We start from the raw sequence: 18936 nt of genomic DNA on the forward strand, positions 1-18936 counted from the left end.
GGAGAGACACCTGCGTTATTCATTCTGCAATGCTTCGGATGCCTCCACCAGTCGGCTCTTTGGGGGACACGCCGGGCGAGCGGCAGGCTACCTGACGTGCCTGCCCGGACGGAACGAGCGCTCGTCCTGCATCGAACGCTGCGAGAGCTGCCAGTCAGACTGCGTCGCGGCCTGTTCTGGTGCCTTCGCGAGTTCTTCCACAACAGCAGCGCTCAGCACCGCGGTCACCGCCGCGATCTCGCTCGGCGTCGGTGACCCGCGCTCGACGCGCACGCTGAGTCCGATTTCCGTGCCGACATCCGTCGAGAACGCGCTGGAATCGCGTGCCGCCCGATCACGGCGACCGGCGCGGGTGCTCTCGCCGGTCACAGCGGGATGTTCCCGTGCTTCTTGGGCGGCAGGCTTGCCCGCTTGCCCTTGAGCGAGCGCAGGGCCTTGATGACGGCGACTCGCGTTGCCGCCGGCTCGATGACCCCGTCGAGTTCGCCGCGTTCGGCAGCGAGGAAGGGGCTCGCAACGTTGTAGGTGTACTCGTTCGCGAGCCTGGTGCGCACGGCAGCGACGTCTTCACCCGCAGCTTCGGCCCGCTTGATCTCACCGCGGTAGAGGATGTTGACGGCGCCCTGGCCGCCCATCACGGCGATCTCCGCTGTCGGCCAGGCGAGGTTGATGTCGGCACCGAGCTGCTTCGAACCCATGACGATGTACGCGCCGCCGTACGCCTTGCGCAGAATGACGGTGACGAGCGGAACGGTCGCCTCGGCATATGCGTAGAGCAGTTTCGCGCCGCGGCGGATGACGCCGGTCCACTCCTGGTCGGTTCCCGGCAGGTAGCCAGGAACGTCGACGAGGGTGAGGATCGGGATGCTGAAGGCGTCGCAGAAGCGGACGAACCGTGCCGCCTTCTCGCCGGCCTCGATGTTGAGGGTGCCCGCCATCGCGTTGGGCTGATTCGCGATGATGCCGACGGTGCGCCCCTCGACCCGTGCAAATCCGATGACGATGTTCGGCGCGAAGAGCGGCTGGACCTCGAGGAAATCGCCGGAGTCGACGACATGCTCGATGACGGTCTTCACGTCATACGGCTGGTTGGGGGAATCGGGGATGACGGTATTCAGCTTGCGGTCGGCATCCGTAGTCTCGAGCTCGACCTCGCTCTCGTACTCGGGAAGTTCCGCGAGGTTGTTGTCCGGCAGGAAGCCGACGAGGGTTCTGGCGTAGTCGAGGGCATCTGACTCGTCGCTCGCGAGGTAGTGGGCGACGCCCGACCGCGTGTTGTGCGTGAGCGCACCGCCGAGGTCTTCCATGCCGACGTCTTCGCCGGTAACCGTCTTGATGACATCGGGTCCCGTAACGAACATCTGGCTTGTCTTGTCGACCATGATCACGAAGTCGGTGAGCGCGGGGGAGTAGACGGCGCCACCGGCGGCAGGCCCCATGATGATCGAAATCTGCGGGATGACACCGGATGCCGCTGTGTTGCGCCGGAAGATCTCACCGTACTTGCCGAGGGCGACGACGCCCTCCTGGATTCGAGCTCCGCCGGAGTCGAGCATGCCGATGATCGGTACGCCGGTCTTGATCGCGTGGTCCATGATCTTGATGATCTTCTCGCCGGCGACCTCGCCGAGCGAGCCGCCGAAGATTGTGAAGTCCTGCGAGTAGACGGCCACCTGGCGCCCGTGGATGGTGCCTGTCCCCGTGACGACGGCGTCACCGTACGGCCGGGACTTCTCCATCCCGAAGGCGTGGGTGCGGTGACGGACGAACTCGTCGAGCTCGACGAAGCTGCCCTGGTCGAGGAGCTCGGTGATCCGCTCCCTGGCGGTCATCTTGCCCTTGGCGTGTTGCTTGGCGATCGCGGCCTCACCGGATGCCGTCACTGCTTCGTGGTAGCGGCGCTTGAGGTCGGCCAGCTTGCCGGCCGTTGTGTACATGTCTGGGGCGTCGGAATCGTCGAACTTTGCTGCGTCTTCGGTCACTCTTTCACTCTAGTGTGCAGGGATAGCGCCCTACCGTTGGTGATTGTCTACAGAGCCGCCGCTGTCGTCTTGTTCGCGGACGCCGCGTACCCTGAAACGCATGACGAACACTTCGGCCCGGTTTCCGCTCGCATCTGCCGTCGCTTCACGACTCGACGTGCTCGAAACAAGTACATCGACGAACGACGAACTCGTCGCGAGAGCACGAGAGGGCGCCGCTGTCTGGCCGAGCTTCTCTGTCGTCGTGACGGACAACCAGACAGCGGGCCGCGGCCGCCTCGGGCGTCAGTGGACGGCGCCCGCCGGGGCATCGCTCGCCATCTCCGTGCTCGTTCGGCCCGGCCCGACGTTCCCGCTTGACTCGCTCGGCTGGCTGCCGCTCGCCGCCGGACTCGCGATGGCCCGCGCCGTGAACAACGCTCTCGGATCGCTGGGGACGGCAACGATCAAGTGGCCGAATGACATCCTCGTCGATTCGAGCAAGATTTCGGGCGTGCTCTCCGAGCTCGTCGATGCCGAGACCGGGGCTGTCGTGATCGGTGCAGGGGTCAACCTGACGATCTCCGATGAGGACCTGCCGGTTCCAACAGCGACATCGCTTGCCGTCGAGGGAGTGCCTGACCCCGACCCCGACCGGATCCTGGCCGACTACCTCACCGAGCTCCGCTCGCTCGTCGAGAATTTCCTGGATTCCCGGGGGGATGCCGCGGCGAGCGGCCTGCAGAAAGCGGTGACGGAATCCTGCTCAACTCTCGGTGAGCGTGTGCGAGTGGAATTGCCCGGTGGAAACGTCCTTACCGGCATAGCGCGAGGGATCGACAGTTCGGGGCGCATCGTGGTTCAGGCGGACGGCTCACCAGACGTCACGCCGATCGCAGCGGGAGACGTCACGCACCTGCGCACACAAGCGCCCGCCTGACGGTGTGCCGCGAACGGGGCGCGGTGATACTTCCGGTCGCGGCGGTGCTGTCTTTCACCGCTCACGCGGAATGATAGGAATAGAACATGACCGATGAGACGCGCGCCCTGCCCGGCACTGACGCCGGACGCGCGAGCGTTCCCACCGAGCGCGTTGTCGCCCGGTTGCGGTCGAACGCCCGGGCGCTGTTCTGGTCAGCACTCGTCTTCATCGCCCTTCCCGGCGGGACGGTCTTCCTGTTCGCTGCCTTTCCCGAAGCCTGGATCCGCACGCTCATCGTCATCCTCGCCGTTCTCGTCTTCGCTGTCCTGGTCCTGCTCCCTTACGTGTTCTGGCTCAACCGCCGCAGCACGATCACCACGCGCCGTATCATCGTGCGCCGGGGCTTCTTCATCCGTGAGCGCAGGGAGATTTTCCACAGCCGCGGTTATCACGTCGCGCTCAAGCGCAGCTGGTTGCAGAGCGCGTTCCGCTCGGGCGACATCGTCATCACCTCGGGAGTGGAGAAGCCGATTGTGCTCCGCGACGTCCCCGGCGCAGACGCAGTGCTCGAGGCGCTGCAGGACCTGGTCGAAAAGAACCAGGTCGTGCTCTCGCCTCACGCCGGTTCGGTGGGAACCGTCACAACGGCGTTCTGACCGACGGCATCCGTTGTTCGAGTGCGGGCGGATGTGCGCCGGCTCGGTGCGAACACCCAGTAACGATAGAGCGTGAACCGGAAGATTGCGCCGAGGGCGAGGCCAACGACGTTCGCCGCTATGTTGTCGGCGAGTACCGAGGTGAATCCCAGGACGTAGTGGGAGAACCACAGGCAGCCGAGGCCGATCGCCATACCGGCGAGGCTCACGGCGAAGAACTCGACGCCCTCGCGGACGGTCGAGTCCTGGCGGTGCGTTCGGAAGGTCCAGTAGCGGTTTCCGATCCAGTTGGCCGCGATCGCGAGAATCGTCGAGATGATCTTCGCCAGAAGCGGCCCTGTATGGACCACGTCAGGCGAGAGCACGGTCAGCCGCAAGGCGTTGAAGACGGTGAGGTCGACGAGAAGTCCGGTTGCACCGACCAGGCCAAATTGTGCCAGCTGCACGAACAGGCCGCGGAAACGACCGGGTGCGGCTGAACTCATGGGAACCTCGGGTTGGGTGGTGGCTCGTCGATGCGCGAAGATGGGTTCGCGTAGGCAGTTTATGCGACCGGTGAGAGGGGACCGCCAGGAGGTCCCGCCCGCTGAAGTTCCAATCCTGTTCCGATCCTGTTCCGTTCGTTGGAGATGACCCGTGGTCCGTGTTGGCGTAATTGGTGGCGGGCAGCTTGCCCGCATGATGGTCCCGCCAGCGGTGAACCTCGGTATCGACATCCGGGTGCTTGCCGAAACCGAGGGAATGGCAGCCCAGCTCGCGGCGACGCAGATCGGCGACTACCGGGACGCTGAGACTGTTCTGCGGTTTGCCGACGATGTCGATGTCGTTACTTTCGACCACGAACACGTCCCGCAGAAGATTCTGAGGCAGCTCATCGACAGAGGGGTGTCGGTGCATCCGGGGCCCGACGCGTTGCTCTACGCCCAGGACAAGCTGCTGATGCGTGAGAAGCTCACCGAGCTTGGGCTCCCGGTGCCGATCTGGGCGCGGGTGACGACGGAGGACGAGCTTCAACGCTTCCTCGACGAGAACGGCGGGCGGGCGGTACTCAAGACGCCGCGCGGCGGCTATGACGGCAAAGGTGTCCGTGTCGTGTCCGCCGCTCACGAGGCGACCGACTGGTTCGCTGCCGTCGCGGAAAGCGGATCGGATGACGGCTTGCTCGTCGAAGAGCTCGTCGAATTCCGACGCGAACTCGCTCAGCTCGCTGCCCGCAGGCCGTCCGGTGACATCGTCTTCTGGCCTGTCGTGGAATCGGTGCAGCGCGACGGTGTCTGCGCCGAAGTGATCGCCCCGGCCCCCGCGTCGGCCGGCCGCGTCGCTGACGTTGCCGCGCAGATCGCGGGCGACGTGGCATCCGGTCTCGGAGTCACCGGGGTCTTCGCCGTCGAACTGTTCGAGACGACGGATGACAGGCTGCTGGTCAACGAACTCGCGATGCGCCCGCACAACTCGGGGCACTGGACCCAGGACGGCTCGACGACGAGCCAGTTCGAGCAGCACCTCCGCGCTGTGCTCGATCTGCCGCTCGGGGCCACGGGCTGTCGCGACCCGCACACCGTGATGGTCAATATTCTCGGCGGCCCGAGTGTGGGGACACTGGCCGATCGTTATGCGGATGCCATGGAGATCCATCCAACAGTGAAATTCCACAACTACGGCAAGGAGCCGAGGCCCGGCCGCAAAGTCGGGCACGTCAACGCGGGAGGCGACGACCTTGATGACGTTGTCTACCAGGCGCGTGCCGCAGCGGCGTTTTTTCAGGACTGACAAATAGCATGGAACCCATGTCACTCTCCGCTTCAGAGCGCCCCCGTGTCGGACTTGTCATGGGCAGCGATTCGGATTGGTCCGTCATGGCCGATGCGTCCGCGGCACTCAGCGACTTCGGTATCGATCACGAGGTCGAGGTGGTGAGTGCACACCGCACCCCCGAAAAGATGATCGCCTATGGACGGGATGCCCGCGCGCGCGGCCTTCAGGTGATCATCGCCGGTGCGGGTGGCGCGGCACACCTGCCTGGCATGCTCGCTTCAGTTACGCCGCTTCCCGTCATCGGTGTCCCAGTGCCGCTCGCGCGGCTCGACGGTATGGACTCGTTGCTGTCGATCGTGCAGATGCCAGCCGGCGTCCCGGTTGCCACGGTGTCCATCGGGGGAGCGAAGAACGCCGCGCTCCTCGCCGTTCGCATCCTCGGAACGTCCGACGAGACGCTCCTCGACCGGATGACCGAGTACCAGGAGGACCTGGCCGTCCAGGTCGAAGCGAAGAATCAGGCTCTTCACCAGAAACTATGAGCGTTTACACCGCGAGCCCGATCCGCTATCCCGATCTTGGCGCCCCAGCACTGATGACCCGGCGCGCCTGGTGGCTCGTCGTGCTCAACTTTCTCATTCCGGGCTCGCCGCAGGTGCTCGCCGGCAATCGCAAACTCGGCAGAATCGGTCTCGCGGCGACGCTGACCCTCTGGCTGATCGTGGCCGTCGCCATCGTCGCATACTCGCTCTGGCGCACCGCGACCCTGTCCATAGTGACGAACTCGTTTGCATTGACCGGTGCGCAGGCGCTGCTGGTTGGCTATGCCGCGCTGTGGTTCGTGCTCACCATCGACACACTGCGGCTGGTGCGACTTGTGCGCGCCCGCCCGAATTCACGTTTCTGGATTGCCGCGTTCACCGTGATTCTGCTGGTGGCATCCGTCGGAACAGCGACCGCCGGGGCGTACTACGCCGGTGTGGCGCGCGGCACGCTGAGTTCGATCTTCGGGGCCGGGGCCGCCTCGGTTCCGCCGGTTGACGGCCGCTACAACATCCTCCTGCTCGGGGGAGACGCGGGTCCCGACCGCGAAGGACTGCGGCCGGACAGCCTCTCCGTTGTGTCCATCGATGCCGACACCGGGCGCGTGACGATGATCGGCCTCCCGCGCGATATGCGGAGGGTGCCGTTCTCGGATGATTCGCCGATGGCTGAGCTGTATCCCAACGGATACCGCAACTGCGATGTGAGCGTGTGCAAGCTGAACTCCGTGTACACCGAGGCTGAGTTGCGACACGACGACCTGTATCCGGATGCCACGTCGACCGGTTCCACTCCCGGCATCGAGGCGACGAAGGAAGCAGCAGAGGGTATCACCGGCCTCACGATCCAGTATTACGCTCTCATCGACATGCAGGGGTTCAGCGATCTCATTGACGCGCTCGGCGGGGTGGAGATCACGGTGAAGGAGAGGTTGCCCATCGGCGGGGACGAGAACCTCAAGGGAGTCGTCGAATGGATCGAGCCCGGAACGCAGCGGTTGGACGGTTATCACGCCCAGTGGTATGCGCGTTCGCGGCACTCGACAAGCGACTTCGACCGGATGGAGCGGCAACGTGAGCTGCAGTCCGCCATTCTGCAGCAGTTCACGCCGACGAACGTGCTGACCAAGTTCCAGGCGATCGCCCAGGCAGGGACCCAGGTCGTGAAGACCGATGTTCCGCAGGACATGCTGGGCTACTTCACGAACCTCGCCATGAAGTCCAAGGAGCAGCCGATCACATCGGTGGAACTGACGCCGGCGAACGGCGTTGACCAGGACGATCCGGACTTCGAACAAATCCGGGCCCTGATCCGCGCCGACCTGTATCCGCCTGAGCCGACGGAGACGCCGGCGGGTTAGACAACCGCTCGACGCCGCACAGGTCCGGGAGTCGCATGTCGGCGGTGCACCCCTGCGACCGGTACGTTTGGTGCACGCGCGAGGGATGGCGCGGGCGAGTGCATGAGCGGCGCATCGTGATTCAAACGCCCAGCCAAAGAGGTCTGGGCGACGTACAGGAGAGTGGGAGCAGGGATGAACGAGCCCAACGATGGCACCAGTGACGCGACTGCATCCACTAAGAAACGACGTCCAAGTGACGGGCGGTTCTTCCTGGTCGGAATCACAATTCTTGTGGTCGCCATGGTGGCTTGGGCGGGTTCAGCATTGGTATTTGGCACCCCGCCCGATTCGCAACGGGCTGCGTCGCCGAAGCCCGCCGTTTCCGCGACTGCCACAGCACCGACTACCCCCGTATCGACCGCCCCCGAACGAACATCATCGCCGGAGGGCGAGGCGAAGGCGCCTGCAGCGCCCGAAAGCTGTATGGAGGTATACCCGCAAACTTTCTTAGATCAGATGGCTGATGAGGAACTCAATCATGAGTCGATGGCAGACTCGGGGATCTCCAGATATCCAGTCATCGAAGAATTTCGAAAGCCTCTGCCCGGGTTCGAGTGTCATTGGGGCCTCGGAACTGAGGGCGGTATTGCGAACGCGGTGAACAGGGTCAACCGCGAAGCGCAGGATGAGGCAATAGCGCTCATTGAAGCGAACGATCATATCTGCGAGCCGCATCGCGAAGGAACGATTTGCCGACAGTCTGAGGTTCTACCGGACGAAGAGGGAACCAGTACCGTCTGGACGATCGCCGAGGAGCATTTCTTCAGAGATGGACTCTGGGTTTCGACATGGTGGGCGGGCACCGCATCGAGCATCGAATCTAATACAAGCGGCATCTACACAACCATCTGGCCCTAGACGGGCTCGACGCGTTGAGTCGCGCATCACAGGTCGGCGTGCAGGGCCCACACTCGCTCGGCGGAATCGCGCCAGCTGAAGGCGCGAGCCCGGTCCTGACCGACGATGCGGAGTCGTTCGGCGCGTTCTGAGTCAGTGAGGACCGATGCGACGGCGTCGGCGAGCCTCTCGCCATACCCCTTCTTGCCGCGTTCGACAGCAACCCCAGCGCCACCGGCGACTTCCAGAAGGGCGGGATCGTCGGAGTGCACCACAGGGGTCCCGAAAGAGAACGCTTCGACGAGGGGGAGGCCGAAGCCTTCCCGCAGGCTGGGGTAAACGAAAACGCTTGCCCGATCGAGAACCACCGCGAGGTCTTCGTCGGCGAGATGCCCGAGCGCGCGAACGCGGTCCTCGGGCAAGCCCGCCTCGTCGGCGACGACGGCGAGGGACAGTTCGCCCCAGGTGTCGGGGCCGAGGACAAGCAGGGGAAGATCGGGGGCGCCTGGGCTGCCAAGGCCGTTGATGAGGGCGGTGACGCCGCGCCGAGGGTCGAGCGAGCCGACGGTGAGGACGTACTCGGCCGGGAGGTCGAGGCGACTCGCTCGGGCATCGGCGTCTGCTGGCAGTTTCACGTCCGAGGCCACAGCTCCGGAGATGACCCGCACTCGGTCGCCAAGATCGACGATCTCTGACAGTTGTTCAGCGACAGCGTGCGTCGGAACGACGATTGCATCGGCGTGCTTGTTTGCGCGTTTCAGCATCCCCTTGTGCCAGGCGACGCTCGTCGGTGTCAGCGACTTGGGGTGGGTCCAGGCCAGCGTGTCGTGGACCGTGACGACGATCTGTGTGGCGTCGAACTCGCGATCGTGCCGGTGAAGGGGCGCGAGAAGGCTCGGGGAATGGATCATTCCGGATCCCAGGGACGGAACAATGCCCAGCTGCCAGGCTGCGGCGAGCTCGCGGCGCGGGAGCGTGGTCCGATGAAGAGCGGCCAGTCCGGGGAGTGCCTCTTCGATCGCGGTGATCTTCTCGGCGGGCAGGGCCGAGACGATTCCCTCGACAGCACAGCCTTTCGGTGCGGTCTGGATGAGCGCTCGGGCGAGCTCCTCCGTATAACGGGAGATTCCATTCGGGAGGGGCGTCACCATCTGGTCGACGATCACCCGGAGTGTCGTTGCCATGCCGCTACGCTATTCGCTCGCCGACTGACGTTTGACCGCGCCTGACGCCACAGCGTCCGCGAGGGCCTCCCGCCAGTGGCGCATCGGTTCAAGCCCTGCAGCACGCCACCCATCGTGTCCAAGAACTGAGTACGCCGGCCGCGGTGCTGGCCGGACGAACGCTGAGGAATCGGTGGGTTTCACCCGCTCAGGGTCAAGGCCAACCTCTTCGAAGATGGCTTTGGTGAAGTCGAACCAGGACGCCTCACCGGCGTTCGTGCCGTGGTAGATACCGGCGGGAGCATCAGAATCGACCAGAGTGACGATCTGTGTGGCCAGGTCGGCGGTCCAGGTTGGCTGGCCGAGCTGGTCCGTGACGACGCTCACGGTCGGATGGGTGCTAGCGAGCCGCACCATCGTCGCGGCGAAGTTTGGTCCGTGCTCTCCGTAGAGCCAGGCTGTCCGCACGATGTAGGAGCCGCCAGGGTTCTCGCTGAGCACCGCTTCCTCGCCGGCGGCTTTAGTGCGCCCGTATGCCGACAGCGGTTCGCGGACAGTGTCCTCGCGGTACGGCGATGTGGCGTCGCCCTTGAAGACGTAGTCGGTCGATACCTGGACGAGCTTCGCGCCGGCCTCGCGAGCCGCGACCGCGAGGTTCTTCGCGCCGGTCGCGTTGACCGCGAAGGCGGCATCCTCGTGGGATTCGGCATCGTCGACCTTCGTGTACGCCGCGGCGTTGATGATGACGTCGTGACCGGACACGGCGGTGCGGACCGCGTCCAGGTCGGTGACATCGAGATCGGTTCGACCGAGAGCGGTAACGTCGCGGCCAGCGAGGGCCTGCTGAAGGTCGGTTCCGAGCATGCCGGATGCTCCGGTGATGAGATAGCGCAATGTACTTCCTTCGTGAGAGTCCCCATGATTCTATTTGCTCGCGATGTGCCGTTCCTGCGACGAATACTGGCAGTTGGTAGACTGCCCGGGTGCAGATCCGCGAACTGAAAATCCCAGACAGCTACGAAATCACCCCGAAGCAGTTCGGCGACGACAGGGGAGTGTTCCTCGAGTGGTACCGCTTCGACAAGCTGGAGGAGGCCACCGGCCGCTCAATTCAGTTGGCGCAGTCGAATACCTCGGTCTCCAAGCGTGGTTCGGTCCGCGGAATCCACTTCGCGGATGTGCCGCCAAGCCAGGCCAAGTACGTCACCGCCACCCATGGCGCTGTCCTTGACTACGTCATCGACATTCGAGTCGGCTCACCGACATTCGGTCAGTGGGACTCGGTTCTGCTTGATGACAAAGAGCGCAAGGCGATCTTCCTTTCCGAGGGGCTCGGCCACTGCTTCGTCGCGCTCACCGACGATGCGACCGTGAGCTACCTTGTCACCGACGTTTACCGCCCGGACCGCGAGCACGGGATCAATCCGCTCGACAGTGACATTGGATTGGTCTTCCCCGATGAGGCCGGTGCCCCGCTGCTCTCACCCAAGGACACGGACGCGCCTGGTTTGGCGGAGGCTGCTGCTTCCGGCTTGCTCCCCACCTGGGACTCGGCACGGGCGTACTACGACACCCTGCGCACGCAGCTGTAACTCTGCGCACGGCAATATGACTCTTCGGGTGCAGATATAGAAGAGAGAATGTGACGTCAATGGAGACTGATCTGGGCCCGAATCCTGTGGACGAGGGCAATGTCAGGCGCGGCGAATGGGTCTCGGCCGCGTCGTATTGGCAGCCGCCGCTCTTCACCGTGACGGCATGGCTGGAGCATGCGCCTTTCGCGTACTGGCTGATGGATGCCATTCGGCCTGGAACTGTCGTGGAGCTTGGCACTCATTACGGCTACTCATACTTCGTATTCTGCGAAGCGGTGCTGCGTTTGGGGCTGGACGCCCGTACATATGCGCTCGACTCATGGGAGGGCGATGATCATGCCGGTTTCTACGGCGAGGAAGTTTACGAGTTCGTTTCGACTACGAACGAGGCATCGTACGCTGACTTCTCAAAGCTCATTCGAGGATCTTTCGACGATTCCCTCGCGCTCGTCGAGGACGGGTCGGTCGATTTGCTCCATATAGATGGCAGGCACGGATATGAAGACGTCGCTCACGACTTCAACGCGTGGCTGCCGAAGCTCTCTGCTCGGGGTGTCGTCTTGTTTCACGACGTCGCTGAACGGCAGGACGGCTTTGGTGTATGGAAGCTCTGGGAAGAACTGCGGGGCCAGCACCCCGCATTCGCATTCGACCACGCGCACGGGCTTGGAGTGCTCGGTGTTGGACGAGAACAACCTCCTGCTCTCATTGGATTCTTTGACGCGGCGAAGACCGAGGGGGACAAGATCAAGCGGTGCTATGAAGGTCTCGGTGAGACGCTGGCTTTCCGTGCGCAACTTGAAGCGATGCCCGACGAAATTCGTCGGCTTCGAGCGCAGGTGGATGCCCTTGAGTTGGAGCGAGTCGCGGCCCAGGCAGCGGTGCTCGAGCTTCAGACCGAGATGGCGCGCCGCTCGGCGTCGATGGAAGCTCGAGTCCGAGCGATGGAGGCCAGTACGAGCTGGCGGCTAACAGCACCGGTGCGGGCGCTTGGCGCGTTGTGGCGCCAGTGACCATGAGCCGCTCAGCAAGGGCGAGCCTCTGCTGGCTGAAGGATAGACTGGCGAACTATGCGCGGAATTATTCTTGCCGGTGGGTCCGGTACACGACTGTGGCCGATCACCAAGGGCATATCGAAGCAACTGATGCCGATTTATGACAAACCGATGGTTTATTACCCCCTGTCGACGCTCATGATGGCAGGAATCAGGGAAATCCTGATCATCACTACTCCGGAGTACAACGACCAGTTCAAGTCACTGCTTGGAGACGGCTCCGAGCTCGGGATCAGCCTTGAGTATGCAGTGCAGGAGTCCCCGGACGGTCTCGCACAGGCATTCATCATTGGCGAAGACTTCATCGGAGATGAGAGCGTCGCGCTCGTACTCGGCGACAATATTTTTCACGGAACCGGTCTGGGGTCGGCGTTGCGTAATCACGGGGAGGTCGACGGCGCACTCATCTTCGCGTACCACGTCGCCAATCCGACGGCGTACGGCGTCGTGGAATTCGACGACAACTTCGTTGCGCTGTCCATCGAGGAAAAACCGATGGCGCCAAAGAGCAACTATGCAGTCCCGGGTCTCTATTTCTACGACAACTCCGTCGTCGAGATCGCGAAGACCATAGAGCCGAGCGAGCGAGGCGAGCTTGAAATCTCGACGGTGAACGAAAGATACCTCAACGCCGGCAAGCTTCAGGTGAAGGTTCTCGACCGCGGGACCGCCTGGCTGGACACCGGAACATTCGAATCGATGATGCAGGCATCCGAGTATGTCCGCGTGATCGAGGATCGCCAGGGTTTCAAGGTCGGGTGCATAGAAGAGATCGCGTGGCGGGCTGGCTGGATTGACAGCGAGCAGTTAAAACGACTGGCTGCGCCCCTGGTCAAGAGTGGGTACGGGCGTTACCTCAGCACTCTCGTCAAGGAGTAATTCCTGAGTCCGTGCTGCAAGATGTGCACCGGAAGACATGCTGGATCGAGTGCATGTCGCGATCTGATTGGAACCATAAGTGAATCGAGTAATCAGGGGCGCACTCCTCGGGGCGGCTGAAACAGTTCGAAAGGGTCTCAGCCACCTGCGCATTCTCATCCAGCACGGGCCGAGCAACTACCTCAAGTACGTTGAACGGTCACGCAGGGCCCGCACCTTTATGCACCGGTTTCCTAATGGGATAACGTCCGCCATCGACCCACGCACAGCCGAGAACTGGCACTTGAACCACCGTAAGCCGACCGTATTCGTGCTGCTGGGTACTCATCCGGCAGATTTGTCGGATTGGATGCAGGAAATTCACACCGGTGCACAGGCCCATTTTCTGGTGAGCGCGGCGCAAGCGTCACATATGCCTGGCGTGGACCAGGCGCTGTACACCGTGTGCGACTTCATCGAGGATGCCGGGTCAACCAGCCTGATCGACATTCGAATGTGGATCAAGCAGTATTGGCGGAGATGCGACGTGGTCATAGCAGACCTCGGCAATCCGCTCATCAAGCTGATCGACGTGGTCAGGCTCCAGCATGCTGCGTATAGCTACGACCCTGACCATGAGATCGGAATCGCGTCACCGTCGATTAGGGCGAACGGCGAAGTCATCGCCGGCTTTGATTACGATCGTCGAAATGCTCGGTGGTCCGCCAACGGCGGAACACCTGCTGAGTATGGGCAGCGCGAGATACCGCGATATGTCTTGACGGCAGTGACCCACGGCCTTTACGTAACCGCAGAAACGATCGATCGGGTTCCGCTATCGACTCGTGAGGTGCGGAGTATGGATCTCGAGGCGCAGATCTCTTACCTGATTCACAAGGCATGGGCTCAGAATGTGCGAACCCTGTGCTTCTCTCCCGTCGTTCTCGACGTGGGCTCTATCCCGCAGCCGGAGCTCCTGCCCTTCCAGGCGAAATGGCTGAATAACAGACCGGTTCTGACCGCTGATGGGCGAAAGCGGATTATCTTCGTGTTGAATGCCACCTCGATCAGCGGTGGAATACGGACGGTGTTCGAAGAGTCGACGGCGCTCGAGCAGCAAGGGTTTGCCCCGGAAATTTGGTCGCTGCAAGGGCAACCAACCTGGATGGAGCTGAAGATTCCCGTGCGCACGTTTCGCGGCTACTCAGACATGTTGCTCGCACTCAGGGATGAAGAGGCGATCAAGGTCGCGACGTGGTGGGAAACAGCTCAGGTGGTTTGGCTCGCAAGCGTAAATTCAGGCTACCCGGTGAACTTCGTGCAGGAGTTTGAAACGTGGTTCTACCGCGATGACGCTGAAGCGCGAGCCGCCGTCGTATCAAGCTACCGGAGAGAGTTCGTCACAGCAGCGATCGCCACCTACCAGATGGGGGAGCTGAGAGACGTCGGAGTTGACGCCCAATATCTGCCGGTCGGCTATGACGCGACGACTTACCACCAGCTGCAAGGACACCCTCGCGAGACTGACGTTGTGCTTGCCGTGGGACGAAGCTTCTTCCAAAAGAACTTTGCAATGACATTAGAAGCCTGGCGCTCGTTGGGTGAGAACAGACCTCGGTTATCGCTCTTCGGGAGCGAACCGAACATCGTCGTGGATTCCCGTGCCAGCTACCACGAACGGCCTTCGAACGCCGAGGTGAACGTCCTGTACAATGAAGCCACGTGTTTCGTTCAGACTTCCCTGCACGAGGGTTTCTGTTTGCCGATCATCGAGGCGATGGCGGCTGGCTGTCCTGTAATCACGACCGATTCGCACGGCAATCGGGATTTCTGTGTCGACGGGGTGAATTGCATCATGGTCGCACAGGGCGACATCGCAGGCCTGGCAAATGCGATCGAACGCGTTATCAGCGATCCTCAACTTCAGAATCGGCTACGAGCCGCCGGATTGGAGACGGCAAGCCGCTTCCGCTGGTCAGAACTCACCCCCGCTATTTCCGGATTCTATGATTCAGTGGCTTGAGACTCGGCGTTTCACTCCACGGTAGATTCTCGAGAGCAACGACCACGCCGCCGTGCGCCGCAAGCGCCCAAGCCGCGGCGATTCGCGTGCGAACGGCACAGAGGAGGGGGCCGCGGCGTTGAGGTGGGGACTTGTCCTCTGGGCCAGGTCGTCATAGTTGTCAATGACCGCGGACCGGAGCTGCGCGGTGGTTTGTTCCCAGGTCCATTCCGGCCTTACCATGCGAATCCGCAGTTCTGTTGCCGCGCGCAGTTCGGGATCCGTCAGGTACGAGAGGATTGCGGCTTTCGTGTCGGGCACACTGCCGATACCGGTAACTTGACCTAGTCCGTTGGCTTCGATGTACTCCGCGAACCAGTCGCCAGCTGAGACGATGCTCGGCAAGGATGCCCAGAAGTGATCGAGGATTCGGGTGCGGAACGCGTAGTGAGTCTCCAGGCTCAGCTTGTGAGCTGACAGTGCAACGTCCGCGTCCAGGAGATAGTTGACGCGGTCGTCGGCGTCCACCCATTCATCCAGGAAGATCACGTTCGATCCGAGGACTCCGAGCTCGCCTGCAAGTCCTCGTGCACGGTCGACCGCTTTCGGCCGGCCAACCGCTGTGTTCGGGTGAACCGTTCCGTAAAACACGAGTTTCACTTCCGGGTGGTTTGGAGCGAGTTCAGCGACCGCTCGGATTGGCGTTTCGGCGTCGAACCAGTCCCAGATTCCGCCCGCCCACACAATCACAAAGTCATCAGTGGCGATTCCGAAATTGCCACGTAGCGCATGTCGTGTCTGCACCGGGTCGCTTTCATTCATTCCAAAGGGAGCCAACCCGATGATTTCGTCGACAGTGCGGTGCCCAAGATCGCTGGGGAGAATTCCACCGTTGGCCATGATGAAGCCGAGCCAGTAGTCGCGTTGCCGCTCGTTCGACGTGACAAAGAAGCTTCCTGTTTGCGAGCAGAACCTGAAGTATTTGAGGAGCTCTTTATATTCGCGGTCCTTATCGATTTCGTCCGTAAACCCGCTGACGCGTTCAGCTCCGACGGTCTCGACGGGTAGCGCGTTGTAAAGGTCATAGACGATCCGTTTACCGTTTCCAAGTGCATGACTGACCACATTCGTGTCAATAAATTGACTGAAGATGACATCGTGTTCATCGACGAGCTTTTCGAGCTCAGTCCGTGACTGATACGACGCAACCTGAACGGACGAATCGCTGAGGTCAATAAGCTCGCTTCCTTCCACACCTATCGCGAGCGTCACTGTTGCATGAGGGGCAAGGGCACGCGCAATGGCTACATACCGCATCCCGGGCCCCGCCATGCGGCGGCCAACGACATCGGGAGCGACCACCAGCAGTCGGACAGTGGGAGCCAGGAACGTTTCCCCGTCGTTAGGTAGCATTAGGTGCTTGTCCTCTCGAATCTACAGTTGGAATTTGATGCCTCGAAACCTGCTCGCTGCTGCTGCTCGACGTATTTATCGGCGGTTACCCGCCCCGATGCACGACCGCGCTCAGGAACTCGTAACCAAACGATCCTACGCGGTCAATACGCGCGGACTTGGTGCCGATCGTGTTGCGGCCGCCTGGGTGTCGGAGCACCGTCGACCAGTGAGCATCGTCATTCCCAGCTATAACGACTTTCCTTTTCTGTCGGCCTGCCTTGAGAGCATCGAAGCGACGTGCGCGAACTTCGACTACGAGGTCATCATCGTGGACGACTATTGTGAGCCGGAGAATCGGGCCAAGCTCAGGACCCTCGAGTCGAACCGGATAAGGGTCATCCTCAAAGAACGCCGCGAAGGATTTGCGGTGGCGGTGAACGTTGGTATGCGCGCGGCCACGCACGACATCGTGTTGCTCAATAGCGACATCGTGGCGCAGGAAGGCTGGCTGGAGGCGCTCCAGTACACCGCATACGCCGTGGACCCCAAGGTGGGTTTAGTGAGCCCCAAGCTCGTTTATCCAAATGGGCGAATTCAGTACGGCGGGACCTATTACGCCCGCGTCCTCGCTCCGCAGTGGTTCGGGCACTTGTACGTTGGAAGTCCGGCGACCTCCCGAATCGCCAACGTTCCTGTCTACAACACCTCGGTCTCGGGTGCGTGCGTTTACATCACGCGAGAGGCATACGGAACTCTTGGTGGCCTCGACGAGGAATACTGGCTCGGGTTCGAGGACGTGGATTACGGGTTACAAGCGTGGGCGAGCGGAATCCGGTGTTACTACCAGCCGTTGTCGCTCCTGGTTCATCACGAGTCTGCATCACGGGGATACAGCCAAGGGAAACGCGAATTGGCGTCGATGCGACACTTTTGGCGGCGTTGGGAAGGGTTGTTCCTTGATCGGCGGACGGCAGCGCCGCTCGCCGTCGACTACCTGGTCAGTGGCGAGTCCGATGCGCTGTGGACGCAATACGTCCAGGAACAGGCTGCCTGGCTCTCTGCGAACGGGTGTCCAGCCTCAGTGCACATGGTGGCGGAAGGAACCGTCGACGAGCTCCTGGTTGATAAGTTGTCGGACGTGGAGTCGCTTAAGATCGCGTGCGATTTTGGGGCCGCTACGACAACGTGGCTAGCGAGCGTCACCAGCGGGAAGGCCGTCTATTTACTACCCGACGTTGAGAGCGGCGGGTTCCCTGACGACCCAGCCAAACAAGCTGGAATCGTGGCGAAATATCGACCCGAGTTTGACTTCATCGCCCCGAACCGATGGACGGCAGACCAGCTCAGGGCGGAAACAGCCTGGGAAACGTTTGGACGAATCGTGCCTGCTCTGCCCACGAAGGCACGAGAGGAGTCTCCGCGGTCGCGGATATTCGCGACGCTTGGGCTCGACGATGACACGCGGTCGTGGGTCGACAGTGTTCTCGGACCGCTTGGCGCCACCGCCCTGCACTTGAAGTCCGCTGTTCCGTCTCCATCCGAACTCGAGTTGCTGGCTCAGACGAAGCCCGTCGGGGTAGTGGCTCTCTCTGCCTACCCCAACGCTCTGGTGCCTCTCGCGCTGATGGCTACTGGCGCGGCACTCATTGCAATCGTGAACGACAAGACCAGATACGAAGTGCTCGACGGCTACAACTCCTTGCTCGTGTCGGGCTCCGACCGAAATCAACTTAAAGGCGCCATAGAGGATATTACGAACGATCCGCAGGTCGCCAAGGAACTGAGCGATAACGGGTTCAAGACCGCGACGAGGTTCGCCGACGCTAATGGACCGAAGATGCTGTCCCTCTTGAAGTCGATCGCCATCACCGCGCCCTAGAAGGTAACGACGAAATCGCTCTTGCCTGCTCAGCCCTTTGGTCGCAACGCGCGACGCATCACTGCCGAGCGAATTCGCAGCCCTACGATTGCGGCCACCCGGAATGGCCAATAGACCCGTCGCGAGTACTTCTTTGCGATGAACTTTTCGGCGCTCCGATGATGCGCCTGAAGCATTGCGTCAGAAGATTTTCCGGTCGATTGGGCCCCAATGTGCGTCACCTCCGCAGCAGGTTCGTAGACGTTGCGCCAACCAGCCTTGTGCAGCCGGTAGCCGAGATCCACGTCCTCAAAATACATGAAGAAATCTTCATCGAATCCGTTTATGCTTTCGAATGCCTCTCGACGGATCAAGAGACACGAACCAGACAGCCAACCTGCTTCACGAAGCCGCGGTGACGCGCTGTCATCGTCGTGGTAACGGCGAGTCCACGGATTGGCTGGCCAGATATTCGCGAGTAAGGCATGGCCGATTCCTATCCGCACGGACGGGACACGACGGGCAGACGGATATATTGATCCATCCACATTTCGCACCAGCGGGCCGACGCTACCGATGCGTGGGTCGACCCGGGCTCTATCGATGAGCGTGTCGATCGCCGCTGGACTAACAAGAACGTCGGGGTTACTGACGAGAATCCAGTCCACTGATGCCGGCAGGCTCTCGAAGGCGCGATTGATGGCGGCGCCGTATCCCAAATTGCCGGGCATCGGAAGATACCGCGCTCCGTGCTCGCGACTAATCGATTCCGCATGACCCGTGTCCGGGGAGTTATCCGCTACCACGATAATGGCGTCATCGCGTGGCGGGGATGAAAGGCCCTCCAGGAAACTCGTCAAAGGGCCGTCGGAGTCGTAGCTTACGGTAACGACAGCACGAGAAAGCATATGTTTGAGTCTAATCGAAGAGGGAT

At 61.9% G+C, this 18936-nt stretch carries 18 protein-coding genes; 11 read left to right on the forward strand and 7 right to left on the reverse strand.

The window, feature by feature from the left end; all coding sequences use genetic code 11:
* Positions 1-87 precede the first annotated feature (87 nt).
* Positions 88-369, reverse strand: a complete 282-nt coding sequence (locus AC1C2N_RS03075) for an acyl-CoA carboxylase subunit epsilon (protein ID WP_483405553.1) — start codon at positions 367-369, stop codon at positions 88-90.
* Positions 366-1937 (reverse strand): acyl-CoA carboxylase subunit beta, encoded by a 1572-nt coding sequence (locus AC1C2N_RS03080; protein ID WP_483405894.1) that lies wholly within the window; start codon positions 1935-1937, stop codon positions 366-368. Before AC1C2N_RS03080 ends, AC1C2N_RS03075 begins: the two co-directional genes overlap by 4 nt.
* Positions 1938-2082: 145 nt before the next feature.
* Here AC1C2N_RS03080 and AC1C2N_RS03085 point away from each other — a divergent pair, with 145 nt between their 5' ends.
* A complete protein-coding gene (locus tag AC1C2N_RS03085) occupies positions 2083-2901 on the forward strand; it encodes a biotin--[acetyl-CoA-carboxylase] ligase (protein ID WP_495432838.1) in 819 nt (272 codons plus the stop codon).
* A gap of 86 nt (positions 2902-2987) precedes the next feature.
* A complete protein-coding gene (locus tag AC1C2N_RS03090; RefSeq protein WP_483405555.1) occupies positions 2988-3539 on the forward strand; it encodes a PH domain-containing protein in 552 nt (183 codons plus the stop codon).
* On the opposite strand, the gene AC1C2N_RS03095 is transcribed toward AC1C2N_RS03090, so the two are convergent.
* Positions 3500-4024, reverse strand: coding sequence for a GtrA family protein (locus AC1C2N_RS03095; RefSeq protein ID WP_483405556.1), 525 nt, complete (start codon positions 4022-4024; stop codon positions 3500-3502). The genes AC1C2N_RS03090 and AC1C2N_RS03095 overlap by 40 nt on opposite strands.
* Positions 4025-4175: 151 nt before the next feature.
* Here AC1C2N_RS03095 and AC1C2N_RS03100 point away from each other — a divergent pair, with 151 nt between their 5' ends.
* From AC1C2N_RS03100 to AC1C2N_RS03115, 4 genes are all read left to right on the forward strand, one after another.
* Positions 4176-5309, forward strand: a complete 1134-nt coding sequence (locus AC1C2N_RS03100) for a 5-(carboxyamino)imidazole ribonucleotide synthase (RefSeq protein WP_483405557.1) — start codon at positions 4176-4178, stop codon at positions 5307-5309.
* Between the two features lie 17 nt (positions 5310-5326).
* Positions 5327-5836, forward strand: coding sequence for a 5-(carboxyamino)imidazole ribonucleotide mutase (gene purE / locus AC1C2N_RS03105; protein WP_483405558.1), 510 nt, complete (start codon positions 5327-5329; stop codon positions 5834-5836).
* Positions 5833-7197, forward strand: a complete 1365-nt coding sequence (locus tag AC1C2N_RS03110) for an LCP family protein (protein WP_495432840.1) — start codon at positions 5833-5835, stop codon at positions 7195-7197. The genes purE and AC1C2N_RS03110 overlap by 4 nt, the downstream gene beginning before the upstream one ends.
* A 174-nt stretch (positions 7198-7371) precedes the next feature.
* Positions 7372-8097, forward strand: a complete 726-nt coding sequence (locus AC1C2N_RS03115; RefSeq protein ID WP_483405560.1) for a hypothetical protein — start codon at positions 7372-7374, stop codon at positions 8095-8097.
* Positions 8098-8123: 26 nt separating this feature from the next.
* Here the strand turns inward: AC1C2N_RS03115 and AC1C2N_RS03120 are convergent, their stop codons facing one another.
* Both AC1C2N_RS03120 and rfbD read right to left on the reverse strand, forming a co-directional pair.
* On the reverse strand, positions 8124-9260 hold the full coding sequence (locus tag AC1C2N_RS03120; protein WP_495432841.1) for a glycosyltransferase family 4 protein: 1137 nt from the start codon (positions 9258-9260) through the stop codon (positions 8124-8126).
* Between the two features lie 9 nt (positions 9261-9269).
* Positions 9270-10133 carry a dTDP-4-dehydrorhamnose reductase gene (gene rfbD, locus AC1C2N_RS03125; protein WP_495432842.1) on the reverse strand — a complete coding sequence of 288 codons (864 nt, stop codon included), beginning with the start codon at positions 10131-10133 and terminating at the stop codon, positions 9270-9272.
* Positions 10134-10222: 89 nt separating this feature from the next.
* On the opposite strand from rfbD, the gene AC1C2N_RS03130 reads away from it, so the two are divergent.
* The 4 genes from AC1C2N_RS03130 to AC1C2N_RS03145 all read left to right on the forward strand — a co-directional run bounded on the left by AC1C2N_RS03130 (position 10223) and on the right by AC1C2N_RS03145 (position 14770).
* On the forward strand, positions 10223-10831 hold the full coding sequence (locus AC1C2N_RS03130) for a dTDP-4-dehydrorhamnose 3,5-epimerase family protein (RefSeq protein WP_483405563.1): 609 nt from the start codon (positions 10223-10225) through the stop codon (positions 10829-10831).
* Positions 10832-10890: 59 nt separating this feature from the next.
* A complete protein-coding gene (locus AC1C2N_RS03135) occupies positions 10891-11847 on the forward strand; it encodes a class I SAM-dependent methyltransferase (RefSeq protein WP_483405564.1) in 957 nt (318 codons plus the stop codon).
* A gap of 57 nt (positions 11848-11904) precedes the next feature.
* Positions 11905-12768 (forward strand): glucose-1-phosphate thymidylyltransferase RfbA, encoded by an 864-nt coding sequence (rfbA, locus tag AC1C2N_RS03140; RefSeq protein ID WP_483405565.1) that lies wholly within the window; start codon positions 11905-11907, stop codon positions 12766-12768.
* A 79-nt stretch (positions 12769-12847) separates the two neighbouring features.
* A complete protein-coding gene (locus AC1C2N_RS03145) occupies positions 12848-14770 on the forward strand; it encodes a glycosyltransferase family 4 protein (protein ID WP_495432843.1) in 1923 nt (640 codons plus the stop codon).
* Here AC1C2N_RS03145 and AC1C2N_RS03150 read toward each other — a convergent pair.
* Positions 14759-16162: a glycosyltransferase family protein gene (locus AC1C2N_RS03150; protein WP_495432844.1), complete on the reverse strand. Its 1404-nt coding sequence runs from the start codon at positions 16160-16162 to the stop codon at positions 14759-14761. The genes AC1C2N_RS03145 and AC1C2N_RS03150 overlap by 12 nt on opposite strands.
* A gap of 208 nt (positions 16163-16370) precedes the next feature.
* On the opposite strand from AC1C2N_RS03150, the gene AC1C2N_RS03155 reads away from it, so the two are divergent.
* Positions 16371-18023 (forward strand): glycosyltransferase family 2 protein, encoded by a 1653-nt coding sequence (locus tag AC1C2N_RS03155; protein WP_483405568.1) that lies wholly within the window; start codon positions 16371-16373, stop codon positions 18021-18023.
* A gap of 29 nt (positions 18024-18052) precedes the next feature.
* Here the strand turns inward: AC1C2N_RS03155 and AC1C2N_RS03160 are convergent, their stop codons facing one another.
* Positions 18053-18910: a glycosyltransferase family 2 protein gene (locus AC1C2N_RS03160; protein WP_495432845.1), complete on the reverse strand. Its 858-nt coding sequence runs from the start codon at positions 18908-18910 to the stop codon at positions 18053-18055.
* Positions 18911-18936: the final 26 nt, after the last annotated feature.

This window comes from Mycetocola sp. Y791 (genome assembly GCF_059445325.1).

Bases quoted from the DNA above. Each gene is read 5' to 3' on its own strand.
- AC1C2N_RS03080 (WP_483405894.1), bottom strand. From the start codon at position 1,937: ATGTACACAACGGCCGGCAAGCTGGCCGACCTCAAGCGCCGCTACCAC.
- AC1C2N_RS03085 (WP_495432838.1), top strand. From the start codon at position 2,083: ATGACGAACACTTCGGCCCGGTTTCCGCTCGCATCTGCCGTCGCTTCA.
- AC1C2N_RS03090 (WP_483405555.1), top strand. From the start codon at position 2,988: ATGACCGATGAGACGCGCGCCCTGCCCGGCACTGACGCCGGACGCGCG.
- AC1C2N_RS03095 (WP_483405556.1), bottom strand. From the start codon at position 4,024: ATGAGTTCAGCCGCACCCGGTCGTTTCCGCGGCCTGTTCGTGCAGCTG.
- purE (WP_483405558.1), top strand. From the start codon at position 5,327: ATGTCACTCTCCGCTTCAGAGCGCCCCCGTGTCGGACTTGTCATGGGC.
- AC1C2N_RS03110 (WP_495432840.1), top strand. From the start codon at position 5,833: ATGAGCGTTTACACCGCGAGCCCGATCCGCTATCCCGATCTTGGCGCC.
- AC1C2N_RS03115 (WP_483405560.1), top strand. From the start codon at position 7,372: ATGAACGAGCCCAACGATGGCACCAGTGACGCGACTGCATCCACTAAG.
- AC1C2N_RS03120 (WP_495432841.1), bottom strand. From the start codon at position 9,260: ATGGCAACGACACTCCGGGTGATCGTCGACCAGATGGTGACGCCCCTC.
- AC1C2N_RS03135 (WP_483405564.1), top strand. From the start codon at position 10,891: ATGGAGACTGATCTGGGCCCGAATCCTGTGGACGAGGGCAATGTCAGG.
- rfbA (WP_483405565.1), top strand. From the start codon at position 11,905: ATGCGCGGAATTATTCTTGCCGGTGGGTCCGGTACACGACTGTGGCCG.
- AC1C2N_RS03150 (WP_495432844.1), bottom strand. From the start codon at position 16,162: ATGCTACCTAACGACGGGGAAACGTTCCTGGCTCCCACTGTCCGACTG.
- AC1C2N_RS03160 (WP_495432845.1), bottom strand. From the start codon at position 18,910: ATGCTTTCTCGTGCTGTCGTTACCGTAAGCTACGACTCCGACGGCCCT.